15 protein-coding genes are annotated in these 22,023 nt (G+C 75.2%); 14 read left to right on the forward strand and 1 reads right to left on the reverse strand.

The genetic code is table 11. From position 1 onward, the window contains the following. The first annotated feature begins 150 nt into the window (after positions 1-150). Positions 151-3,396, forward strand: a complete 3,246-nt coding sequence (locus ACFVQZ_RS13835) for a beta-N-acetylglucosaminidase domain-containing protein (RefSeq protein ID WP_383622241.1) — start codon at positions 151-153, stop codon at positions 3,394-3,396. 61 nt (positions 3,397-3,457) lie between these two features. Here the strand turns inward: ACFVQZ_RS13835 and ACFVQZ_RS13840 are convergent, their stop codons facing one another. Further along, complete coding sequence (locus ACFVQZ_RS13840; RefSeq protein ID WP_319008399.1) at positions 3,458-4,021, reverse strand: HNH endonuclease; 564 nt, start codon at positions 4,019-4,021, stop codon at positions 3,458-3,460. Positions 4,022-4,261: 240 nt separating this feature from the next. Between ACFVQZ_RS13840 and ACFVQZ_RS13845 the strand changes: the two genes are divergently transcribed. The 13 genes from ACFVQZ_RS13845 to ACFVQZ_RS13905 all read left to right on the forward strand — a co-directional run bounded on the left by ACFVQZ_RS13845 (position 4,262) and on the right by ACFVQZ_RS13905 (position 21,767). Beyond that, positions 4,262-5,347: a mechanosensitive ion channel family protein gene (locus ACFVQZ_RS13845; protein WP_030494031.1), complete on the forward strand. Its 1,086-nt coding sequence runs from the start codon at positions 4,262-4,264 to the stop codon at positions 5,345-5,347. 177 nt (positions 5,348-5,524) lie between these two features. Beyond that, positions 5,525-6,733, forward strand: a complete 1,209-nt coding sequence (locus ACFVQZ_RS13850) for an ROK family protein (protein WP_383621893.1) — start codon at positions 5,525-5,527, stop codon at positions 6,731-6,733. Positions 6,734-6,801: 68 nt separating this feature from the next. Next, complete coding sequence (locus tag ACFVQZ_RS13855; RefSeq protein ID WP_030494029.1) at positions 6,802-8,148, forward strand: ABC transporter substrate-binding protein; 1,347 nt, start codon at positions 6,802-6,804, stop codon at positions 8,146-8,148. A 16-nt stretch (positions 8,149-8,164) separates the two neighbouring features. Then, on the forward strand, positions 8,165-9,163 hold the full coding sequence (locus ACFVQZ_RS13860) for a carbohydrate ABC transporter permease (RefSeq protein WP_036414346.1): 999 nt from the start codon (positions 8,165-8,167) through the stop codon (positions 9,161-9,163). A gap of 3 nt (positions 9,164-9,166) precedes the next feature. Further along, on the forward strand, positions 9,167-10,033 hold the full coding sequence (locus ACFVQZ_RS13865; RefSeq protein WP_383621898.1) for a carbohydrate ABC transporter permease: 867 nt from the start codon (positions 9,167-9,169) through the stop codon (positions 10,031-10,033). 7 nt (positions 10,034-10,040) lie between these two features. Then, positions 10,041-11,306, forward strand: a complete 1,266-nt coding sequence (locus tag ACFVQZ_RS13870) for a 6-phospho-beta-glucosidase (protein ID WP_383621901.1) — start codon at positions 10,041-10,043, stop codon at positions 11,304-11,306. After that, the gene (locus ACFVQZ_RS13875) at positions 11,297-12,271 is read left to right on the forward strand and encodes an N-acetylglucosamine kinase (RefSeq protein WP_383621904.1); all 975 of its coding nucleotides are present in this window, start codon (positions 11,297-11,299) and stop codon (positions 12,269-12,271) included. Before ACFVQZ_RS13870 ends, ACFVQZ_RS13875 begins: the two co-directional genes overlap by 10 nt. 302 nt (positions 12,272-12,573) lie before the next feature. Further along, positions 12,574-14,025, forward strand: coding sequence for a hypothetical protein (locus ACFVQZ_RS13880; RefSeq protein ID WP_383621907.1), 1,452 nt, complete (start codon positions 12,574-12,576; stop codon positions 14,023-14,025). An 11-nt stretch (positions 14,026-14,036) separates the two neighbouring features. Then, positions 14,037-15,062, forward strand: a complete 1,026-nt coding sequence (locus ACFVQZ_RS13885; RefSeq protein WP_051787678.1) for a glutamate ABC transporter substrate-binding protein — start codon at positions 14,037-14,039, stop codon at positions 15,060-15,062. A gap of 18 nt (positions 15,063-15,080) precedes the next feature. Beyond that, entirely contained in the window at positions 15,081-16,358 is a 1,278-nt protein-coding gene (locus tag ACFVQZ_RS13890; RefSeq protein WP_030494022.1) for a hypothetical protein, read from the forward strand. Further along, positions 16,355-18,904 carry a tetratricopeptide repeat protein gene (locus ACFVQZ_RS13895; protein ID WP_383621911.1) on the forward strand — a complete coding sequence of 850 codons (2,550 nt, stop codon included), beginning with the start codon at positions 16,355-16,357 and terminating at the stop codon, positions 18,902-18,904. The genes ACFVQZ_RS13890 and ACFVQZ_RS13895 overlap by 4 nt, the downstream gene beginning before the upstream one ends. 2 nt (positions 18,905-18,906) lie before the next feature. After that, positions 18,907-20,391: a protein phosphatase 2C domain-containing protein gene (locus ACFVQZ_RS13900; RefSeq protein WP_383621914.1), complete on the forward strand. Its 1,485-nt coding sequence runs from the start codon at positions 18,907-18,909 to the stop codon at positions 20,389-20,391. 50 nt (positions 20,392-20,441) lie between these two features. Then, positions 20,442-21,767, forward strand: a complete 1,326-nt coding sequence (locus ACFVQZ_RS13905; RefSeq protein WP_383621917.1) for a VWA domain-containing protein — start codon at positions 20,442-20,444, stop codon at positions 21,765-21,767. Positions 21,768-22,023 lie beyond the last annotated feature (256 nt).

Here is a 22,023-nt window from a genome sequence, read left to right on the forward strand (position 1 = left end):
GGCAAAGGCGACACTTCGCCCCGTCGCATTGACACCTCCGTGCGACGGGTGGTGGGCTCGTAACCCGCTCGTGACCAACCAGCCGGGCGGGGCCCGCTCCTGACGCCCCGGCGGGTCCCGGGCCCGGTGAAGGGAGACCCCGTGACCCCCGTGCGTCCGGGCCGCGGACCGCGTACGGCGACCGCGGTCGCCGCCGCCGTGATCGGCGGGTTCCTCGCCGGTGCCGTGCCCGGTTCGGCCGCCGCCTCCCCGGCGCCCGCCGCCGCGCCCGACCTGGCCGCCCTCCCGGCGGTCCCCGCGGCGCCCGCCTCCCCGGCGGCCTTCGCGGCCCGTCCCGCCGCCCCGGGCGTCCCCGCGCCCCGCGACCGGGCCGCCCGCGCGGCGGCGGAGCCCTCGGTGTGGCCCCGGCCGCAGTCGCTGACGGCCGCGGGTCCTGCCGTGCGGCTCGGCGAGCGGGTGACCCTGGTGGCGGACGAGGACGCCGATCCGGCCGCGCTCGCCGCCCTGCGGCGGCTGCTCGCGGACGCCGGGGTGCGGACCGTGCACGAGGGGCTGCCGGGCGCGGGCCCGGTGCTGCGGCTCTCCGGGCCGTCCGGCGCGGCGGCCCAGGAGGCGCTGGCGGCCTTCGGGGTGGCCGAGCGGGGCGACCTCCCGCCGGGCGGCTACCGGCTGGCCACCGGGCGGTTCGGCGGGCGGGACACGGTGGTGCTGGACGGCACCGGCGAGGACGGCCTGTTCCACGCGGTGCAGACGCTCCGCGGGCTCCTCGGCGAGGGCCCGGGCGGGGCCGGCGGGGAGGTGCCCGGCGTCGTCGTCCGGGACTGGCCGGGCACCGCCGAGCGCGGCGTCGCGGAGGGCTTCTACGGCACGCCGTGGACGACGGAGCAGCGCCTGTCGATGCTCGACTTCCTGGGCCGCACCAAGCAGAACCGCTACCTCTACGCGCCCGGTGACGACCCGTACCGGACGGCCCAGTGGCGCGAGCCCTACCCGGCGGCGCAGCGGGCCGGGTTCCTGGCGCTGTCCGAGCGGGCCCTCGCCAACAAGGTGACGCTGGGCTGGGCGGTGGCCCCGGCCCAGTCGATGTGCCTCTCCTCGGACGCGGACGTGGCGGCGCTGACGCGGAAGCTGGACGCCATGCGGGAGCTCGGCTTCCGGTCCTTCCAGCTCCAGTTCCCGGACGCCGGGTTCGGCGAGTGGACCTGCGACGAGGACGCCGACGCCTTCGGGCGGGACGCGGCGGGCGCGGCCCGCGCCCACGCGCGCGTGGCGAACGCGGTGGCCCGCCACCTGGCGGAGCACCATCCGGACGCCGATCCGCTGACGGTGCTGCCGACGGAGTACTACCAGGAGGGCACCAGCGAGTACCGGTCGGCGCTCGCGCGGGCGCTGGACGCGCGCGTGCGGGTGGCGTGGACGGGCGTCGGGGTGGTGCCGCGCACCATCACCGGCACCGAACTCGCCGGGGTGCGGGCGGCGCTGGGCCAGCGCCCGCTCGTCACCATGGACAACTACCCGGTGAACGACTACGCGCAGGACCGGCTCTTCCTGGGGCCGGCGACGGGCCGGGAGCCCGCGGTCGCGGCGGGTTCCGCCGCCTATCTGGCGCACGCCATGGAGCAGCCCGCCGCCTCCCGGATCCCGCTCTTCACCACCGGCGACTTCGCGTGGAACCCGCGCGGTTACCGGGCCGGCGAGTCCTGGCGGGCGGCCGTCGCCGACCTCGCGGGCCCGGATCCGGCGGCCCGGGCGGCGCTCGGCGCGCTGGCCGGCAACGCGGCCTCGTCGCTCCTCGCCCCGGACGCCGAGTCGGCGGGCCTGAAGCCGCTGATGAGCGCCTTCTGGTCGGCCCGGGCGGCGGGTCCGGCGGCGGCCCGGGAGAAGGCGGGCCGGGAGCTGCGGGCCGCGTTCACGGTGATGCGGGAGGCGCCGGAGCGGCTGGCCGGGACGGCGGACGGCGCGCTGCGCGCCGAGTCCGGGCCGTGGCTGGAGCAGCTGGCCCGGTACGGCGCGGCGGGCGAGGCGGCCGTCGACATGCTCCTCGCGCAGGCGCGCGGCGACGGCCCGGCGGCCTGGCAGGCGCAGCTGCGGCTGGAGCCGCTGCGCCCGCGGATCGCGGCGAGCGGGGCGACGGTCGGCGACGGGGTGCTCGACCCGTTCCTGGACCGGGCGGCGAAGGAGGCGGCGGCCTGGACGGGCACCGACCGCGACCCGGAGCGCCGGGTGGACCGGGCGACCGGTTCGTACACGGTGAAGCTGGACCGGGCGCGGCCGGTGGAGGCGGTGACGGTGCTGGCCGGGAAGGCCGCGCCGGGGTCCGCGGGCGGTGCGCCGCACGCGCGCGTGGAGGCGTTCGTGGCGGGCGAGGGCTGGCGGGCGGTCGGGCCGCTGGACGCGTCGGGCTGGACGCAGACCGAGCTGAAGGGGCTGCGCGCGGAGGCGCTGCGGATCGTCTGGGACGGTGACGGGCCCGCCCCCGACGTGCGGTCGGTGGTGCCGTGGTTCGCGGACGGGCCGCGGGCCGGCGTGGAGCTGGACCGGGCGGCGACGGACCTGGAGGCGGGCGGCGCGGCGGGCCGGGTGGAGCTGAGGCTGACGGGGAACCGGGCGGCCGGGGTGCGGGGCCCGCTGACCGCGAAGGCGCCGGAGGGCGTCACCGTACGGCTGCCGAAGGAGGCCGCGGTGGAGCGCGGCGGCACGACGACGGTGCCGCTGGAGGTGTCGGTGGCGCCGGGCACGCCGTCCGGGGAGTACCGGGTGCCGGTGGCGTTCGCGGGCGAGGAGCGGGTGCTGACGGTGCGGGCCCATCCGCGCACCGGCGGCCCGGATCTGGCCCGTACGGCCACGGCGTCCTCGTCCGGCGACGAGACGCCCGACTTCCCGGCCGCGCTCGCGGTGGACGGCGATCCGGCGACCCGCTGGTCCTCGCCGGCGGAGGACGGCGCCTGGTTCCAGCTGGAGCTGGCGGAGCCGGCCCGGATAGGCCAGGTGGTCCTGCACTGGCAGGACGCGTACGCCTCCCGCTACCGGGTGCAGGTCTCCGCCGACGGGCGGAACTGGCGTACGGCGGCGACCGTCACGGACGGCCGGGGCGGCCGGGAGGCGGTGCGGATGGACGCGGACGGCACCCGCTTCCTGCGGGTGCAGGGCGAGAAGCGGGCGACCCCGTACGGCTACTCGCTCTGGTCGGTGGAGACGTACGCGGTGCGGGAGGAGCGGGCCCGGCAGGAGCCGCCGAAGCGGGTGCCCGACGCGGACCCGGCCGACGCGGACCCGGCCGGGACGCACGCGCCTGGGACGGACTCGCCCGGTGCGGACGCGCCCGGCGGCGACGCCCGGGACGCGCGGGAGGGCGCGCCGGAGGAAGGCGCGCCGGAGGAGGGCGCCGCCCGCTGAGCGGCGCCCCCGCCTCCGTACCCCTGCCCGCCCCGGCCCGGGGACGCGGAAGGCCCGGATCTCAGCCGGTCGTCAACACCCCCGCGGGGGTGTCGGCAACGGAGTCGATCCGGGCCATCGCGTCCTCGGCGCCGTACGGCGTGAGGTAGGGCAGCCACCGTGGGTCCCGGTGGCCGGTGCCGATGATCCGCCAGGCCAGGCCGGTCGGCGGCGCGGGCTGGTGGCGCAGGCGCCAGCCGATCTCCCGCAGGTGCCGGTCCGCCTTGAGGTGGTTGCAGCGGCGGCAGGCCGCCACCACGTTCTCCCAGGCGTGCGTCCCGCCCCGGCTGCGCGGGATGACGTGGTCGACGCTGGTCGCCACTCCCCCGCAGTACATGCAGCGTCCGCCGTCGCGTGCGAAGAGGGCTCTGCGGGTCAGGGGAACGGGCCCCCGGTAGGGGACCCGCACGAAGCGCTTCAGCCGTACCACGCTGGGCGCGGGGACGACCTGATGCTCGCTGTGCAGGAAGGCGCCGGACTCCTCGATGCAGAGGGCCTTGTTCTCCAGTACGAGGACGAGTGCGCGGCGGAGCGGTACGACGCCCAGGGGCTCGTACGACGCGTTGAGGACCAGGACATGCGGCACGGATGCCTCCTATGACGCCGGCGGCGCGTGGCTCGCGCCGGGACGAACTGCTCTCAGTCTCTCCTCATGCCTGGCCGGTGCGCCACCACGTTCCCGCGATCGCCGGGGACGTGGTGGCCGTGTTCTCGGCCACATCGGCATGTCTGCCGGGTATGTGCCCGGGTGAGGTCGGTCTCTCCCTCGAACACGGCGACCGTTCCGCCCGGGGTGCCCCGTTAGGGTGGATGGCCTGCGTACGCGATGCCTGGAGGTTGTCCCGTGTCCTGGTCCGTCCTGGCGGCCGCCACCGACCCCGAGTCCCTCCCCGTGACTCTGGACGAGGCGGCGGAGAAGGCCACCAACGCGGCGAGCTGGGTGGAGGAGAACTGGTCCACCTGGCTGAACACCGGGCTGCGGATCCTGCTCATCCTGGTCGTCGCCCTGCTGCTGCGGTGGGCCGTCCGCCGCGCCCTGACGAAGCTGATCGAGCGGATGAACCGCTCCGCCCAGGCGGTGGAGGGGACGGCGCTCGGCGGGCTGCTGGTCAACGCGGAGCGCCGCAGGCAGCGGTCGGAGGCGATCGGCTCGGTGCTGCGCTCGGTGGCGTCGTTCCTGATCCTCGGCACCGCCGGGCTGATGGTCCTCGGCGCCTTCGAGATCGACCTGGCGCCGCTGCTCGCCTCGGCCGGTGTGGCAGGTGTGGCGATCGGCTTCGGCGCGCGGAACCTGGTGACGGACTTCCTCTCCGGCGTCTTCATGATCCTGGAGGACCAGTACGGCGTCGGCGACTCGGTCGACGCGGGCGTGGCCAGCGGCGAGGTCGTCGAGGTGGGGCTGCGGGTGACGAAGCTGCGCGGGATCGACGGCGAGATCTGGTACGTCCGCAACGGCGAGATCAAGCGGATAGGGAACCTCAGCCAGGGCTGGGCGACGGCCTCCGTGGACGTGACGGTCCGTCCGACGGAGGACCTGGACACGGTCCGGTCGGTCATCTCCGAGGCGGGCGAGGCCATGGCGAAGGACGAGCCGTGGAACGAGCGGCTGTGGGGCCCGGTGGAGGTCCTGGGCCTGACCGAGGTGCTGCTGGACTCGATGACCGTGCGGGTCTCCGCGAAGACGATGCCGGGCAAGAAGCTGGGCGTCGAGCGCGAGCTGCGCTGGCGGATCAAGCGGGGGCTGGACGAGGCCGGCATCCGGATCGTCGGCGGGCTGCCGCCGCAGGCGGAGGAGCCGGCGCCGGCCGACCCGACGGCGGGCATGGCGGCCCCGTCGGCGTTCTCCAGCGCGACCTCGCCGCAGTCGGCGGCGGCGACGCCGCTGCCGCGGCCGGACCTGAACAAGCCCTGACCCCGGGCGTACCGCCCGCTCGTCGACACCCCCGCCGGTAACGCTTCGGTTGCCGTCGGGGGTGTCGTGCGTGTGCGGGTATTGACGCCCCGGCGACGCCCGTCCTACCGTCCTCCCAACCCGATAGGAAACTTTCCTAACAGTGTGGGCGGCATGTGGAAGGCAGGTGCGACCGGCATGGCAGGCACCCAGGGCACCCCTGGCACCCCGCGCGTGCTGCGGGCCATGAACGACCGCGCCGCCCTCGACCTCCTCCTGGAGCACGGCACCCTCTCCCGGACCCGGATCGGCAAGCTCACCGGCCTCTCCAAGCCGACCGCCTCGCAGCTCCTCGCCCGCCTCGAAGCGGCGGGCCTGGTCCGCGTCACCGGCACCACCGAGGGCCGCCCCGGCCCGAACGCCCAGCTGTACGCGCTCGAACCGACCGCCGGGTACGCCGCCGGGCTCGACGTGAACCAGCACCGCATCCGCGCCGCCGTCGCCGACATCACCGGCGCCGTCGCCGGCGAGTACGAGCTCCGCACCGGAGGCCGTACCGGCGACGGCGTGGTCCGCCAGGTCACCGACGCCCTCGACGGGGCCGTCAAGGCCGCCGGGCTCACCCGCGCCGACGTCCGCCGGCTGGTCATCGGCACCCCCGGCGCCTTCGACCCGGCCACCGGCCGGCTCCGCTACGCCTCCCACCTGCCCGGCTGGCACTCCCCCACGCTGCTGGAGGAGCTGGCCGCGGTGCTGCCCATGCCCTTCGAGTACGAGAACGACGTCAACCTGGTGGCCGTCGCCGAACGGGCCCTGGGCGCCGCCCGCGGCCACGACGACTTCGTGCTGCTGTGGAACGAGGAGGGCCTCGGCGCCGCCCTCGTGCTCGGCGGCCGGCTGCACCGCGGCTTCACCGGCGGCGCCGGCGAGGTCGGCTTCCTGCCGGTCCCCGGCACCCCGCTGGTCCGCCAGGTCACCCAGGCGAACTCCGGCGGCTTCCAGGAGCTCGCCGGCGTCCAGTCGGTGCCCCGCCTCGCCCGCGCGGCCGGCCTCGACACCCCCGAGCAGCCCTACGTGCCCGTGGCGACCGGGCTGCTCGCCCGGGCCGCCGAGACACCGGACGAAGGCCCGTACGCGGAACTGCTCGACCGGTACGCCGAACGGCTCGCCACCGGTCTCGCCTCGCTCGTCGCCGTCCTCGACCCCGAACTCGTCGTGCTGTCCGGAGACGTCCTCGTCGCCGGCGGCGAACCGCTGCGGGCCCGCGTCCAGGCCGAGCTCGCCGACCTCGCGGCCTCCCGGCCGCGCCTCGTCCTCACCGCCGTCCCGCACGAGCCCGTGCTGCGCGGGGCGCTGGAGAGCGCCCTCGCCACCACCCGCGACGAGGTCTTCGACACCTCGCGCTGACCCCCGTCCCCGCCCCGTCCGTCCGCTCCCCTTCCTTCCCCTCAGAGCCCGCCAAGGGAGACACCGCCATGCCCGTACGCGCCCGCAGAGCCGCCGCCGCGCTCGCCGCCACCGCCTCGCTCGCCCTGTTCGCCACCGCCTGTACCGGCTCCGCGGGCGACGCGGCCTCCGACGACCCGAAGGCCGAGACCACCCTCACCTTCTGGCACGGCTGGTCGGCCCCGTCCGAGGTGAAGGCGATCGAGGAGAACGTCGCCCGCTTCACCAAGGCCCACCCGAACATCAAGGTGAAGGTCGTCGGCAACATCAACGACGACAAGCTCGGCCAGGCGCTGCGCGCCGGCGGCTCCAACGGCCCCGACGTCGTCGCCTCCTTCACCACGGCCAACGTCGGCAAGTTCTGCCACACGGGCGCCCTCGCCGACCTGAAGCCGTTCATCGAGAAGGACAAGCTGGACCTCGACAAGGTCTTCCCGAAGGTCCTCCAGGACTACACGCAGTTCGAGGGCAAGCGCTGCACGCTGCCGCTGCTCTCCGACGCGTACGGGCTCTACTACAACAAGGACGCCTTCAAGGCCGCCGGCCTCGACCCGGAGGCCCCGCCGAAGACCTGGTCCGAGTTCACCCAGGTCGCGAAGAAGCTGACGAAGGCCAAGGGCGACTCGTACGAACGGCTCGGCTTCATGCCGAACTACCTCGGCTACGAGACGGTCGTCTCCCACTACATGTCGCAGTGGAGCCACGGCGGCTACTTCGACGCGAGCGGCAAGTCGGCGGTCGGCACCGACCCCGCGTTCGCCGAGATGATGACGTACCAGAAGTCGCTGGTGGACGCGCTCGGCGGCTTCCAGAAGCTCGACAAGTACCGCACCACCTTCGGCGACGAGTGGGGCGCCAAGCACCCCTTCCACACCGGCCAGGTCGCCATGCAGCTGGACGGCGAGTGGCGGCTGAACTTCCTCAAGGACGCCAAGGTCCCGTTCGAGGTCGGCGTCGCGCCGCTGCCGGTCGCGGACGACGAGGTCGCCGAGTACGGCAAGGGCTACCTCTCCGGCACGATCATGGGCATCGCTCCGCAGTCGAAGAAGCAGAACGCCGCCTGGGAGCTGGTCAAGTACATGACCACGGACACCGAGGCCGTGGTGGGCTTCGCCAACGCCATCGGCAACGTCCCCTCCACCCTGGAGGCCCTGAAGTCGCCGGACCTCAAGGTCGACGAGCGCTTCACGACCTTCCTGAAGATCGCCCAGCACCCGAAGTCCACCACCTCGGACGGCGCGGTGAACGGCTCCGCGTACCAGGACACCCTCCAGAAGTTCGCCCAGCGGTACGAGAAGGGCGAGGTCACCGACCTGAAGAAGGGCCTCGCCGAGACCGCCGCCCAGATCGACCGCGACATCGCCGCGGCGAAGTGACGGCCGGACACCGCTCATGAGCACGGACACTCTCCCCGCGACGGAGGCGGCCGCCCCGGCCGCCTCCGCCCCCGGGGCCCGCAACACGCTGCGGGCCAAACGGCGCCGCAACGCGCTGCGCACCCTGGCCTTCATGTCGCCGTGGCTGATCGGCTTCGGCTTCTTCTTCGCCTACCCGCTCGTCTCGACCGTCTACTTCTCGCTGATGAAGTACGACGGGCTCAACCCGCCCGAGTGGCGGGGCCTGGACAACTGGACGTACGTCCTCACGTCCTTCCCGCAGTTCTGGCCGGCGCTCCAGAACACCCTCTGGCTGTGCGTCGTCATGGTGAGCTGCCGGGTGGTCTTCGGCCTCGGCATCGGCCTGCTGATCACGAAGATCAAGACGGGCGCGGGGGTCTTCCGTACCCTCTTCTACCTGCCGTACCTGGCTCCGCCGGTGGCGGCGACGCTCGCCTTCGTCTTCCTGCTGAACCCCGGCACCGGGCCGGTCAACTCGCTCCTGGAGTCGGTCGGCCTGCCCGCCCCCGCCTGGTTCAACGACGCGGACTGGGCCAAGCCGGCCCTCACCGTCCTCGCCGTGTGGGGCATCGGCGACCTCATGGTCATCTTCATGGCCGCCCTGCTCGACGTGCCCAAGGAGCAGTACGAGGCCGCGGAGCTGGACGGCGCGGGACCCTGGCAGCGGTTCCGGCACATCACCCTGCCGAACATCTCGCCGATCATCCTCTTCGCCCTGGTCACCGGGGTCATCGGCGCGATGCAGTACTACACCCAGCCGATCGTGGCCTCCAAGGTCGCCTCGGGCGTGATGGGCGGCTCCGGCGTCACCTTCGTCCCCGGCTACCCCGACGACTCCACGCTCACCCTGCCGCAGCTCGTCTACAGCCTCGGCTTCAGCCAGTTCAACTACGGCGCGGCCTGTGTCATCGCGCTCGTGCTCTTCGCCTTCTCCATGGCCTTCACCGCCCTGCTCATGCGGCGGCGCGGCGGCCTGATCGGCTCGGGGGACTGAACCATGACCGTGTCCCTGACCGCGCCCGCCGCCCGGACGGCCCGCCGCAAGGCCCTGCTGCACTGGATCGCCGTGCACTCCCTCGGGATCGCCGCGGCCCTCTTCTTCGTCCTGCCGTTCGTCTTCGTCGTCCTCACCTCGCTGATGAGCGACCAGCAGGCGCTCACCCGCGACCTCACCCCGAACACCTGGCACTTCGAGAACTACGCCAAGGTCTTCGAGACGCCCGGCTTCCTCACGTGGTGGAAGAACTCGCTGCTGTACGCCGGACTCGGCACCGTCCTCGTCGTGGTGTCGTCGGTCCCCGTCGCGTACGCCCTCGCCAAGTTCCGCTTCCGCGGCCGGCACCTGTCGCTGCTGCTCGTCATCTCGATGATGATGCTGCCGCCGCAGGTCGTGATCATCCCCATGTACCTGTTCTGGGCCAAGCAGATGGACCTCTCCGGTTCGCTGTGGCCGCTGATCATCCCGCTGGCCTTCGGGGACGCCTTCGCCGTCTTCCTGCTGCGCCAGTTCCTCCTCACCATCCCCGACGAGTACGTCGAGGCGGCCCGCATCGACGGCTGCGGCGAACTGCGCACCCTGCTGCGGATCGTGCTGCCGATGGCGAAGCCCGGCATCGCCGCCGTCGCCCTCTTCCAGTTCTTCTACTGCTGGAACGACTACTTCGGGCCGCAGATCTACGCCTCCGAGAACCCGGCCGCCTGGACGCTCAGTTACGGCCTGGAGTCCTTCAAGGGCGCGCACCACACCGACTGGAACCTGACCATGGCCGCGACCGTCCTGGTCATGGCCCCCGTGATCCTCGTGTTCTTCTTCGCGCAGAAGGCGTTCGTCGAGGGAGTCACCCTGACCGGAGTGAAGGGCTGATACGAGAATGAAGCTCGCTGTCGTGGGGGGCGGTTCGACCTACACCCCCGAACTGATCGACGGATTCGCGCGGCTGCGCGACACCCTGCCCCTCACGGAACTCGTCCTCGTCGACCCCGCCGCCGACCGGCTGGACCTCGTCGGCGGGCTCGCCCGGCGGATCTTCGCCAAGCAGCAGCACGAGGGGCGGATCACCACCACCACCGACCTCGACGCCGCCGTCCAGGGCGCCGACGCCGTCCTCCTCCAGCTCCGCGTCGGCGGCCAGGCCGCCCGGAACCAGGACGAGACGTGGCCGCTGGAGTGCGGCTGCGTCGGCCAGGAGACCACCGGCGCCGGCGGCCTCGCCAAGGCGCTGCGCACGGTCCCCGTCGTCCTCGACATCGCGGAGCGGGTCCGGCGCGCCAACCCGGACGCCTGGATCATCGACTTCACCAACCCCGTCGGCATCGTCACCCGCGCCCTGCTGAAGGCCGGGCACAAGGCCGTCGGGCTGTGCAACGTCGCCATCGGCTTCCAGCGGAAGTTCGCGAAGCTCCTCGACGTGGCCCCGTCCGAGGTCCACCTCGACCACGTCGGCCTCAACCACCTCACCTGGGAGACCGGCGTCCGGCTCGGCGGCCCCGGCGGCGAGGACGTGCTGCCCCGGCTGCTCGCCGAGCACGGCGACGCGATCGCCGCCGACCTGCGCCTGCCGCGCCCGGTCGTGGACCGGCTCGGCGTCGTCCCCTCGTACTACCTGCGCTACTTCTACGCGCACGACGAGGTCGTCGAGGAGCTGCGCACCAAGCCGTCGCGGGCCGCCGAGGTCGCCGCGATGGAGAAGGAACTCCTGGAGATGTACGGGGACCCGGCGCTCGACGAGAAGCCGGCGCTGCTCGGCAAGCGCGGCGGCGCCTTCTACTCGGAGGCGGCCGTGGACCTGGCGGCCTCGCTGCTGGGCGGGGCGGGCTCGCCGTACCAGGTGGTGAACACCTTCAACGCCGGCACGCTGCCGTTCCTGCCGGACGACGCCGTCATCGAGACGCAGGCGGCGGTCGGCCCCGGCGGGGCGGTGCCGCTGCCGGTCGCGCCGGTGGACCCGCTGTACGCCGGGCTCATCGCGCACGTCACGGCCTACGAGGACCTGGCGCTCGACGCGGCCCTGCGGGGCGGCCGGGAGCGGGTCTTCAAGGCGCTGCTCGCGCACCCGCTGGTCGGGCAGTACGCGTACGCCGAGGGCCTGACCGACCGGCTGATCGCGCACAACCGGGAGCACCTCGCGTGGGCGTGAACGGGGGGCTGCTCGCGGTCGACGCGGGCAACAGCAAGACCGACGTGGCGGTCCTCGCGCCGGACGGGACGGTGCGGGGGACGGCTCGCGGCGGGGGGTTCCAGCCGCCGGTGGTGGGGGTGGCGGCCGCGGTCGACGGGCTCGCGGAGATCGTGGGGCGGGCGGCGGCGGACGCCGGCGTCCCGCTGTCCTTCGCCCACGTGACCGCCTGCCTCGCCAACGCGGACCTGCCGGTCGAGGAGGCCGCGCTGGCGGAGGAGCTGACGGGGCGGGGGTGGAGCGCGTCGGTACGGGTCCACAACGACACGTTCGCGATCCTGCGGGCCGGGCTCGACGAGCCGCGCGGGGTGGCGGTGGTCTGCGGCGCCGGGGTGAACTGCGTGGGCATGACCCCGGACGGGCGGACGGCCCGCTTCCCGGCGATCGGGAAGATCTCCGGCGACTGGGGCGGGGGCGGCGGCCTCGCCGACGAGGCCATGTGGTTCGCGGCCCGCGCCGAGGACGGCCGGGGCGAGCCGACGGAGCTGGCCCGGGCGCTGCCCGCGCACTTCGACCTGGAGACGATGTACGCGCTGATCGAGGCCGTGCACCTGGGGCGGATCCCGCACGAGCGGCGGCACGAGCTGACGCCGGTGCTGTTCCGGGTGGCGGCGGAGGGCGACCCGGTGGCGCTGGCGCTGGTGCACCGGATGGCCGAGGAGGTCGTGGCGCTGTCGGCGGTGGCGCTGGGACGGCTCCGGCTGCTGGACGAGGAGGCGCCGGTGGTGCTCGGCGGCAGCGTGCTGGCCGCGCGGCACCCGCAGCTGGAGTCCCGGATCCTCGGGCTCCTCGCGGAGCGGGCGCCGAAGGCGGTCGTGCGGTTCGTGACGGCGCCGCCGGTGCTGGGCGCGGGGCTGCTCGCCCTGGACGAGACCGGCGCGGGACCGGAGGCGGCGGCGCGGCTGCGGGCGCACTACGCGGGCTGAAGCCGCCGGCCGCAGCGGCATGTTCACCTGTTCGAGGGACCCCCGGAGGCGGAACCGATCCGGGGGTTCCGGCGTATTCAGAGTGAGTGGTGTTCGAGGGGATTTCGAGCAGGATCGGGGAGGGGATCCGGGGGTTCCGGGGAGGGCGGGCGGAGGGTGCGAGAGGGGCCTCGTCCGGCCAAGTCCCCGGGACGTGCGGCACGATAGGCACAAGATCGTGTCATTCCCGGTGTGCGGGCGGGCCGGCTGCGGCCATACTGCTCGCCGGGGTCGATCGACGTCGAGACCGAGGGGGAGGTCACGTGACACAACCGCCGAGCGCGCCCGCCGCGGCGCCGCACCCGGCATCCGCCGCGTCCGCGCCCGCGCGGCCGTCGGTGCCGGGACAGGTCTCGCGCGCCGCCGCCGCCGGCGCCGCCCCGCCGCCCGCGCGGGGGGCGTGGGCGACCGGACGCGAGGTGCTGCGGGAGGCCGCGACGACCGAGCCGGGCCGGCTGCGGATCCTCGGGGCCGTCCTCGCGCTGCTGGTGCTCGCGCTCGGCACGGTCGCCGGTCTGGAGGCGGCCGACCGGGCCGGCTCCGCCGAGGACGTCGTCGGGCGCAGCCAGCCGCTGAGCGCCGACGCCGCCGCGATCTACCGCTCGCTCGCCGACGCGGACTCGACGGCCGCGGCCGGCTTCCTCGCCGGCACGCTCGAACCGGCCGAGTCCCGCGCCCGCTACGACCGGGACATCGCGACGGCGTCCCGGCTCCTGGTGAAGGCGGCGGCGAACACGGACGGTTCGGGCGAGTCGGCCCGCGAGATCACCGCCCTCAGCGAACTGCTGCCCCGCTACACCGGGTTGGTCGAGCGGGCCCGCGCCGCCAACCGGCAGGGCCTGCCGCTCGGCGGCGCCTATCTGCGGTACGCCAACCAGGAGATGGCCACCCGGCTGCTGCCGGCCGCCGAGCGGCTGTACGCGGCGGAGACCGCCCGGCTGCACCAGGACGACGACGACGCCCGCGCCTGGCCCTACCTGGCCCTCGGTGCCGGAGTGCTCGCGCTCGGCGCGCTGGGGTGGGCGCAGCGGCGGGAGTTCCGGCGCACCAACCGGGTGTTCAGCCGGGGACTGCTGGCCGCGACGGCCGCCTCCGTGGTGGTGCTGCTGTGGCTGGCGGGGGCGCACACCGTCGCCCGGTCCGGTCTGGGCGCCGCGCAGGCGGAGGGACAGCAGTCGCTCCAGCTGCTCAACGAGGCGCGGATCAGCTCCCTGAGAGCCCGCGCCAACGAGAACCTGACGCAGGTCGCCCGGGGCGCGGTGCTCACCGAGGACGGCAAGGACGACAAGTACGAGGCGGAGTACGCGGCCGAGATGGGCGCGCTGACCGACGCGCTCGCCCGGGCGACGCGGCTCGCCGACGACGAGGCCGGGCGGGCCCCGCTGGCCGAGGCGACGGCCCGGGTCGCGGAGTGGCGGGCGCGGCACACCGAGGCGCGGAAGCGCGGCGAGGACGGCGACTACCGCGGCGCCCTGGACCTGATCGTGGGGCCGAAGGGCGAGGCGGAGCCGAAGGAGTCGGCCGGCTGGGCCTTCGACCAGGTGGACGCGGCCCTGGAGCGGGCCCTCGCCCACGAGCAGGACGAGTTCACCGGCGCCGCGCGCGGGGCGGTGGACGCGCTGGGCGGGCTGCCGCCGGGCGCGGCGGCGCTCGGGGCGCTGGGCGCGCTGGCCGCGGTGCTCGGCATCAACCGAAGACTGGCGGAGTACCGGTGAGAGGGGGCGTGATGGCACGCGACGGCGAGCCCGCGGCGCGTCGGGCGGCCCGGCGGCTGCGGGGCTGGGGCGGGGTGGCCGCGATGGGCGCGGCCTGCGCGCTGACCGCCTCGCTCACCCTGCTGCCGCTGACCCGGGACGCGGGCGGCGCGGAGCCGCCCGCCGGCCCCTTCGGCCCGGGCGTGGGCACGGGCGTCCAGGTGAAGGCGGACACCTGCGAGAACCCGCAGGCGTCGCTGCGGCCCTCGACCGTGGACGGGCCCGCGGTCGCCGAGATCAAGCGGCGGGGCAAGCTGCTCGTGGGCGTCGACCAGTCCAGTTACCGCTGGGGCTTCCGCGATCCGGAGACCGGCACCCTGGAGGGCTTCGACATCGCGCTGGCCCGGGCCATCGCCAAGGACATCCTGGGCGACGAGGACGCGGCGGTCCTGCGGGCCGTGCCGACCAACCAGCGGGTCGCGGCCCTGGACAGCGGCAAGGTGGACCTGGTGGTCCGCACGATGACGATCAACTGCAAGCGGCTCCAGCAGGTGGCGTTCTCCACCGCCTACTTCCGCGCCGGGCAGCAGGTGCTGGCGCCGAAGGACTCCCCGATCACCGGTTACGACGCCTCGCTGAAGGGCAAGCGGGTCTGCACCGCGGAGGGCTCCACCGCCTACGAGGCGCTGGAGGAGCGGTCGTACGGCGCGGTCTTCAAGGACGAGGGCGACGGCACCCCCGCCGACCGGAACCTGCTGACCGTCCCCAACCAGCTGGACTGCCTGGCCCGGCTCCAGATGGGCGAGGTCGACGCGATCGTCACGGACAACGCGCTCGCGGCCGGGCAGGCCGCGCAGGACCCGGGGGTGGAGCTGAAGGGCGAGCCGTTCACCGAGGAGTACTACGGGGTGGCGGCCGAGCTGGGCGACGACGACCTGGTCCGCCGGGTCAACAAGGTGCTGGAGGACTACCGGAAGGGGCCCTGGCAGGAGGCGTACCGGACCTGGCTGGAGGCGGGTCTCGGGAAGGCCGAACCGCCCCTCCCGCTGTACAGGTAGAAGGAGATGAGGAGAGCGATGGGCGTCACGGGACCCCCTGGGCCGGTGATGGACCGGGACGAGGTGGACCGTGCGCTGGCGCGCCTCGGCGCGGAGCACAAGGCGGTCGAGGACTCGCTCCTCGCGCTCCAGGACCACGCCGGCCGGCGGCTCCTCGAAGGCGCGGAGCTGACCGGCGTCACCCGGGAGCGGTGGGAGGCGACCGAGCGGACCATCACCGTGCTGTGGACGTGCTTCGACGCGTACACGGCGGCGCTGCGGGAGGCCCGGGAGCTGCGGTCGCGGCACGCGTGGCCGACGCCGCAGGAGCTGGCGGAGCTGACCGAGCGGCTGCGCGGCGACGCGGTGCACGTGCCGGGCGGCGCGGGCGAACGGGCACTGCTCGCCGAGCGGTTCAGCCTCGACGGGCTGATACGGCGGATGAACGAGCTGTACGCGGCCTCCCTGGACGTGGTGGTGACGGCGGACGCGGTGTGGTCGGCGCTGCCCGCGCGGATAGACCTGCTCGCCGCCGAGCTGGGCCGGACGCGGTCGCTGGCGCACTCGGTCGGGGTGCGGCCCGGGGAGCATCCGGCCGGGGACGAGCTGGAGGCCATCACCGCCGAGCTGACCGAGCTGCGGGCCCGGGTGGTGACCGACCCGCTGGCGTTCTGGCGGCCGGCGGCGGGCAGTTCGGCGCCGGGCGGCGGCCGGCCCGACACCGCGCGGTACGACCGGGCGGCGCTCGCCCTGGAGGACGTGCGGCGGGAGATCGAGGCGGTCCTCGCGGTCCGGCAGGACTCCGAGGAGCGGCTGCTGCGGCTGCGGGACGTGCTGTCCCGCGCGGACCGGACCCTCGCGGAGGCGCGGGTGGCGCGCGGCGAGGTGCTGGCGAAGATCGCCGCCTCCGAGGTGCCGGCCGTGAGCGGGCCGCCGACGGCGCTCCAGGAGCGGCTGCAGGCCGCCGCCGAGCACCGCCGGCACGCCCGCTGGCACCGGCTGTCGCCGCTGCTCGACGCGCTGGAGCGGGAGGCGGAGGAGGAGCTGCTGCGGGCCCGGGACTCGCTGACGGCGGTGACGGCGCCGCTGGCGGTGCGGGCGGAACTGCGCGGCCGGCTCGACGCGTACCGGGCGAAGGCGGCCCGGCTGGGCGGGGCGGACGACCCGCTCCTGACCGAGCGGTACGACACGGCGCGCCGGATGCTGTGGAGCGCGCCCTGCGACCTGCGGGCGGCGGAGCAGGCGGTGCTGCGCTACCAGCGGGCGGTGGCGGAGCTGCTGTCCGGTCCGCGGGAGACGGAAGGACGACAGTGGTGAGCGGTCTGAGAGCGCCGGGGAGCTGCCAGCGGCCCACGTGCGACGGCGCGTACGAGGACGTCGGCGGCGGCGAGCTGTACTGCGACACCTGCGGGCTCGCGCCGGTGGTGGCGCCCAGCGGGCACCTCCGGGCCAATCCGACCGGGGTCGCGGTGCCGGGGAGGCGCGGCGGCGCGGACGCGGGCTTCGGCGCGCCGTCGGAGGCGACCGGCTGGGGTCCCGACCCGTCGTCGGCGCGCAGCGGTTCGCGGGCGTCGTCGCGGGCCTCGTCGCGCTCGTCGTCGTCCCGCCGTTCGGTGTCGGGGCGGCTGTCGCGGTCGCTGTCCGGGCGGGCCACGGGCCGTTCGGTGTCGGTGCGCAGCTCGGGGACGGGCGCGGACCGGTCGGCGCGGAAGCGGCTGGGCGCCGGGCTGGTCGCGATCCCGGAGGTGCCGCGGCCCGATCCGCGCGCCGCGGTGATGGCGCGCCCCGAGGTGCCGGAGCGGAAGCGATTCTGCTCCCGTTCGGACTGCGGGGCGCCGGTGGGCCGTTCGCGCGGCGACCGGCCGGGCCGCACCGAGGGCTTCTGCACCTCGTGCGGGCACCCGTACTCCTTCGTGCCGAAGCTGCGGGCCGGGGACGTGGTGCACGGGCAGTACGAGGTGGCGGGGTGCCTCGCGCACGGCGGCCTCGGCTGGATCTACCTCGCCGTCGACCGGGCGGTCGCCGACCGGTGGGTGGTGCTCAAGGGCCTCCTCGACACCGGTGACCAGGACGCGATGGCGGCGGCGATCTCGGAGCGCCGCTTCCTCGCCGAGATCGAGCACGCCAACATCGTCCGGATCTACAACTTCGTCGAGCACCTCGACGCGCGCACGGGCTCCCTCGACGGCTACATCGTCATGGAGTACGTCGGCGGCAAGTCCCTCAAGGAGATCGCCAACGACCGGCGGACCCCGGAGGGCCGGCGCGACCCGCTGCCGGTCGAGCAGGCGTGCGCGTACGGCATCGAGGCGCTGGAGGCGCTGGGCCACCTGCACAGCCGCAACCTGCTGTACTGCGACTTCAAGGTGGACAACGCGCTGCAGACCGAGGACCAGCTGAAGCTCATCGACATGGGCGCGGTCCGGCGGATGGACGACACCGAGTCCGCGATCTACGGCACGGTCGGCTACCAGGCGCCCGAGGTCGCCGAGGCCGGGCCGTCCGTCGCCAGCGACCTGTACACGGTGGCCCGCACGCTCGCCGTGCTGACCTTCGACTTCCAGGGCTACACCACCGTCTTCGCGGACTCGCTGCCGGAGCCGCAGCACATCGAGGTGTTCCAGCGGTACGAGTCGTTCTACCGGTTCCTGGTGCGGGCCACCGACCCGGACCCGGCGCGCCGCTTCGCCTCCGCCGAGGAGATGGCGGAGCAGCTGACCGGCGTGCTGCGGGAGGTCGTCGCCCTCCAGTCGGGGCGGCCCCGGCCGGCGCTGTCGACGCTCTTCACCGCGGAGACCCGGGTCACCGACACCGTGCTGTTCGCCGAGCAGACCGGTGACGTGTCGCTGCTGGGGGCCCGCCGCACCGGCCGGGCCCGGCGCTCCGCTGCCCCGGCCGCCGCGGGCATCCCCGCCGGGCAGACGCTCGCCGAGCTGCTCGCCCCGCTCGACACGGCGGCCACCGCGCTGGCGCTGCCGGTGCCGCGGGTGGACCCGGCGGACGCCAACGCCGGTTTCCTCGCGGGCCTGCTCGCCGCCGCGCCCGCCGAACTCCTCACGGCGCTGCGGGCCGCGCCCGCCGACACCCCGGAGCTGCGGCTGCGGGCGCTGCGGGCCCAGCTCGACCTGCGGGACCTGGTGTCGGCCGGGCAGACGCTGGACGCGCTGGAGCAGTGGGACGCGGACGACTGGCGGGTGGTGTGGCACCGGGGCGTGGCCTCGCTGGTGGGCGGCGACCTGACGCACGCGGCGCTCGCCTTCGACGCGGTGTACGACGCCTTCCCCGGCGAGCCGGCGCCCAAGCTGGCGCTGGGCGTCTGCGCGGAGGTGCTGGGCCAGCTCGACAACGCGGCCGAGTACTACCACCTGGTGTGGACGACCGACCCCGGTTTCGTCAGCGCCGCGTTCGGGCTGGCCCGGGTGCGGCTCGCCGCCGGGGACCGCGCGGGGGCGGTCGCCGCTCTCGAATCCGTACCGGAGGCGTCCATCCACTACACGGCGGCCCGGGTCGCGGCGGTCCGCGCCCGGCTGCGGCGGCGCCCGCCGGGCGAACCGCTCGGCGCGGACCTGACGGCCGCCGCCGCGCAGGTGTCGGCGCTGGGCGGCTTCGGCCTCGACCCGGTGCGCCGGGAGCGGTTGTCGGCGGAGGTGCTCGGTACGGCCCTGGACTGGGTACTCTCCGGGAGTCCCGGTGCCGCGCCGGGCGGCGGGGAGCCGCTGCTCGGCAGCGCGCTGGACGAGAACGGGCTCCGCTTCGGCCTGGAGCGCGCCTACCGGGTGCTGGCCCGGCTCGCCCAGCGGGGCGAGGAGAGGATCGAACTGGTGGAGCGGGCCAACCGCTACCGCCCCAGGACGTGGGTGTGAGGATGTCCCAGAAGCCCCAGCCGCCGGCGCACGGACTCGACGCCTGCCCGAACCCGGAGTGCGCCGAGCCCGTCGACCCGAGGGACCGCTACTGCGGGGCCTGCGGGTACGACCTGACCGCCGTCGTGACGCCCCCGGCCGGCGAGGACCGGCCGACGATGCCGATCGCCGCGCCGGTCTGGCCCGAGGCGCCGCCCCGGGAGCCCGGCTCGCTCTCGACGATGACCCAGCACCCCGGCGACCTGCCGGGCACCGACTCGGGCGGCCGCGACCTCCCGACGGTCCCGGTCCGCACGGACGGCCTGCCGGACCCGGGCGGGGCGACGGCGGCGCCGGGCGGCGGGCCGGTGGAGCCGGGCGGGGCGGCAGCGCCGGGCGACGCGCAGGTGCCGGCGAGCGGGGCGGTGCCGAGCGGGCCGAGCGGGCCGACCGTGCGCGGCGGCGGCGACTTCGAGCTGGCCGCGCCCGATCCGCGCGCCGCCGTCCGGGTCGACCCGGCGACGGGACCGTCCGGGCAGCCGGCCGGGGCGGAAGGGTCCGCCGGGGCCGGCGGGGACGTGCCCGACGGGGTCTGCGTGGCCTGCCGGGCCGGGCGGGTCGACGGGGACGGGTACTGCGAGAACTGCGGGCACGCGCAACCGCGCGCGCGGGACCACATGGAGCGGGAGCTCGGCTCGGTCGCGGCGGTCAGCGACCGGGGGCTGCGCCACCACCGCAACGAGGACTCGTTCGCGATCACCGAGACGACGCTGCCCGGCGGCCGGCCCGCCGCCGTCGCCATCGTCTGCGACGGGGTGTCCTCCGCGCACCGCCCCGACGAGGCGTCCGCCGCCGCGGCCCGCGCCGCCGGCGACGTGCTCGGCGAGGCGCTGCCCCGCGGCACCCACCCGCAGCAGGCCATGCACGACGCGATCGTCGCCGCCGCCGAGGCCGTCACCGCCCTGGCCCGCACCGCGGGCGCGGACGACGGCAGCGCCGCCTCCCTCCACGGCGGCAACTCGCCGGCCTGCACCATCGTCGGCTCCGTCGTCACCGACGACCTGCTCGTCGTCGGCTGGGTCGGCGACAGCCGCGCCTACTGGGTGCCCGACGACCGGTCCGCGCCCGCCGCGCGGCTCACCGAGGACGACTCGTGGGCCGCGCAGATGGTCAAGGCGGGCCTGATGAACGAGGAGCAGGCGTACGCGGACGAGCGCGCCCACGCCATCACCGGCTGGCTCGGCGCCGACGCGTACGAACTGGAGCCGCACACCGCCGCGTTCAAGCCGGACCGGGCCGGGGTCGTGGTGGTGTGCACGGACGGCCTGTGGAACTACGCGGAGGCCGCCGAGTCGATGGCCGGCGCCGTCCCCGCCGACGCGGCGGCCCGCCCGCTGCACGCGGCGCGGGTCCTCGTCGGCCACGCCCTCGACGGCGGCGGACACGACAACATCACGGTCGCGCTGACGCCGTTCGCCCCGCCGCCGGCGGGGGCAGCCTCCATCTGACCCGCCGTCACCTCCCGTACCGCCCTTCGTCGCCGAGGAGCCGAAACCAGATGGCGAACTTCGCCAAGCCGTCCGTGCCGCAGTTCTCGGTGGACGTCTACCAGAACGCGTACCTGCCGGACGGCGGGCGGGACGTCGACGCCATCGTCACCGTCACCGCGACCGGCGGCGGCACCAGCGGCGCGCGGGGCGTCACGGCCGGCGGCCCCGCCGGAGTGGTGATCATGGTCGACTGCTCGGGTTCGATGGACTACCCGCCGGCCAAGATGGAGGGCGCCCGGGCCGCGACCGCCGCCGCGATCGACACCCTCCGGGACGGCACCTCGTTCGCCGTCGTCGCCGGCAACCACCGGGCCGTCCCGCTCTACCCGGAGCACGGGCGGCTCGCCGTCGCCGGCGCCCGGACCCGCGCCGAGGCCAAGGAGGCGCTGGCCGGGCTCACCGCCGACGGCGGCACCGCGATCGGCACCTGGCTGCGGCTCGCCGACGCGCTCCTCGGCGACGAGGACCTGGTCATCCGGCACGCCGTCCTGCTCACCGACGGGCGCAACGAGCACGAGTCCCCCGAGGCGCTGCGGGCCGCGCTCGACGCCTGCGCGGGCCGCTTCACGTGCGACGCGCGGGGCGTCGGCACGGACTGGGAGGTCAAGGAGGTCACCGGGATCGCCTCGGCGCTGCTCGGGTCCGCCGACATCGTCGCCGACCCCGCCGGGCTCGCCGCCGACTTCACCGCCATGATGGAGAACGTCATGGGCAAGGGCGTCGCCGACGTGGCGCTGCGGCTGTGGACGCCGGTCGGCGCGGAGCTCGTCTTCGTCAAGCAGGTCGCCCCGGCCGTGGTGGACCTCACGGCCCGCCGCACGGACACGGGCCCGCGCTCCGGGGACTACCCCACCGGGTCCTGGGGCGACGAGTCCCGCGACTACCACGTGCGCGTGCGGGTGCCGGCGAACACGGTCGGGCAGGAGATGCTCGCCGCCCGGGTCTCCCTGATCGTCCCCGACCCGGCCGGCGGCGACGCCCGGCAGGCGTCCCAAGGACTGATACGGGCCGTGTGGACGCACGACGTGGCGATGACCACGGCGATCCACCCCCAGGTCGCGCACTACACGGGCCAGGCGGAGCTCGCGGACGCCATCCAGGCCGGTCTGGACGCCCGCAAATCGGGCGATCAGGACGGAGCGACCGCGAAACTGGGCCGCGCGGTGCAGCTCGCGGTGGCCTCCGGGAACGCCGATACCGCGAAACTCCTTTCGAAGGTGGTGGACGTGGTCGACGCGGCGGCGGGTACTGTGCGGTTGAAGGCGAAGGTCGCGGAGGCGGACGAGATGACACTCGAGACGCGCTCCACCAAGACCGTTCGCGTCAAGAGGTAGCCCGGTCCGCCGGGCCGGACGACGAGAGGGGGAAGCACCGACATGCCGACCTGCCCGAACGGACACCAGTCGGTCTCCGACGACTGGTGCGAGGTCTGCGGCCATCGCATGGCCGGGGCGGGCGCGCCTGCGGCCCCCACCCCGCCCCCTCCCCCGGGCCCCCCGGCTCCCCCCGGCCCCCCGCCGGCCTACGGCCACCCCCACCCGAACTCCCCGAACGGCCCCGGTGCGCCTGCCGGCGGCCCTGGCGCTCCCG

The sequence above is a fragment of the Streptomyces sp. NPDC057854 genome, from assembly GCF_042797055.1.
GTDB lineage: Bacteria > Actinomycetota > Actinomycetes > Streptomycetales > Streptomycetaceae > Streptomyces.